Source organism: Streptomyces sp. NPDC001027 (genome assembly GCF_040299045.1).
Classification (GTDB): Bacteria; Actinomycetota; Actinomycetes; order Streptomycetales; family Streptomycetaceae; genus Streptomyces.
This window is the reverse complement of sequence record NZ_JBEPBI010000523.1, coordinates 1-2,105: the sequence shown is the minus strand read 5'-3', so window position 1 is coordinate 2,105 and position 2,105 is coordinate 1. Positions and strand designations below refer to the sequence as shown.

Sequence of the window (2,105 nt, the reverse complement as noted above, 5' to 3'; positions counted from 1 at the left end):
CGACGCAACGCCTCCACCATCTTGATCACACCGGCCACACCCGCAGCCGCCTGCGTATGACCCACATTCGACTTCACCGACCCCAACCACAACGGCCGACCCCCGACGCGTCCCCGCCCATACGTCGCCAGCAACGCCTGCGCCTCGATCGGATCGCCCAACCGCGTCCCGGTACCGTGCGCCTCCACCACGTCCACATCCGCAGCCGACACACCCGCCGACCCCAACGCCGCCCGAATCACCCGCTGCTGCGACGGACCGTTCGGCGCCGTCAACCCGTTCGACGCACCGTCCTGATTCACCGCCGAACCCCGCACCACCGCCAACACCCGATGACCCAGCCGACGCGCATCCGACAACCGCTCCACCAACAACACGCCCACCCCCTCACCCCACCCCGTGCCGTCCGCACCCTCACCGAACGCCCTGCACCGACCGTCCGCCGCCAACCCACCCTGACGACCGAACTCCACGAAGACATCGGGGGTGGACATCACGGTGACGCCGCCCGCCAGGGCCAGATCGCACTCCCCCGACCGCAGCGACTGCGCCGCCAGGTGCAGGGCGACCAGCGACGACGAGCACGCCGTGTCCACCGTCACCGCCGGACCCTCCAGACCCAGCACATACGACACCCGGCCCGATACGACGCTCGCGGCGTTGCCGGTGAGCAAGTGGCCCTCGACGCCCTCCGGCAGGTCGGCTCCCGAGACGGCCCCGTAGTTCTGGTTGCTGCATCCGACGAAGACGCCGGTACGACTGCCGCGCACGGAGGCCGGTTTGAGGCCCGCGCGCTCCAGCGCCTCCCAGGACGCCTCCAGAACGAGACGCTGCTGTGGGTCCATCGCAAGGGCCTCGCGGGGTGACACACCGAAGAAGCCCGCGTCGAAATCCGTTGCCGTGGCGACGAATCCGCCCTGTCCCGCGGCCGTCGAGGAGGCCCCGTCGGCGGGCTCCCAGCCGCGGTCCGCAGGGAACGGCGTGATGGCGTCGACGCCGGCCGCGACCAGGTCCCACAGCTGTTCCGGAGTGGTGACGTCACCGGGATAGCGGCACGCCATGCCGACGACGGCGATGGGTTCGCTCGCCGCCCGGCTGAGTGCGTCATTGCGCTGACGCAGTCGCTCGTTCTCGGTCAGGGAGGCGCGGAGCGCGGCGACGACGCGCTCTTCGGAGGTGGACATGCTCAAACTCCACTGGTTCGCGGCCCGTTCGCGGGCGGACGGGAAGACGTGGCGGCGGGGTGGTGCCTCAGGAGGCGGAGTCGCCCAGGGCCAGTTGAACGAGTGCTTCGACATCCATGGCGTCGATCGCGCCGGGCTCGGACTCGTCGTCGTTCTGCGACTGCTCGAATGCGCCCGTGGGTCGGGCAGGGCCGTACGCCGTGGGCCCGGATGACGGGACGGCCGCGTCGATGGGCCGCTCGCCAGGGGAGCTTTCCGCCAACGACAGCACAGCGGTCAGCAGGCCGCTCTCCTCCCAGCGTGAGAAGGGGATCGTCGCGAGTGCCTGGCGGAGCGACGCCTCGCCGCTTCGGCCTGGCGACAGCGTCGTTCCCGGCTCCGCGTCCCTTTGGTCCGGCCGGCCGAACAACTCGTCATGCAGGTGATCGGCTAGGTGGCGGGGGCTCGGATGGTCGAAGACCAGCGTCGACGGGAACCGCAGCCCGGTCTCGGCGTGGAGCTGATTGCGGAGTTCGACGGCGGTGAGGGAGTCGAACCCCATGTCGTTGAAGGGCCGGTCGAGATCCAGGGCCGAGCCTTCGGATCGGCCGAGCACCACCCCGGCCCGCGTGCGGACCAAGTCCCGCAACGCGCGCAGACGTTCCTTCTCAGGTCGGTGCGCCAGCCGGGCGGTCAGCACGGCTCGAACGTCCTCGGTCGTGTGCTCTTCGACGACGCCCTGGCCGGTGAGGCGGGGCAGGGTGGTGAGCAGGGGGCTGGGACGGCGGCTGGTGAACGCCGGAACGAAACGGTCCCACTCCACATCAGCCACCACCGCCGAACCCCGACCCCCCTCCAACACCGAACCCAACCCCACCAGAGCCCGCCCCGGATCCATCACCCGCAACCCACGACGACCCAACTCCACCGCACCCTCACCCG

General features: G+C 70.5%; 2 protein-coding genes. Both read right to left on the bottom strand.

Features of this window, described 5'->3' with window-relative positions; all coding sequences use genetic code 11:
* The coding region (locus ABT300_RS43485; RefSeq protein ID WP_351688565.1) for a beta-ketoacyl synthase N-terminal-like domain-containing protein at positions 1 to 1,184 on the bottom strand (1,184 nt) is incomplete at its 3' end.
* Between the two features lie 67 nt (positions 1,185 to 1,251).
* On the bottom strand, positions 1,252 to 1,995 hold the full coding sequence (locus ABT300_RS43480) for an acyl carrier protein (protein ID WP_351688562.1): 744 nt from the start codon (positions 1,993 to 1,995) through the stop codon (positions 1,252 to 1,254).
* Positions 1,996 to 2,105: the final 110 nt, after the last annotated feature.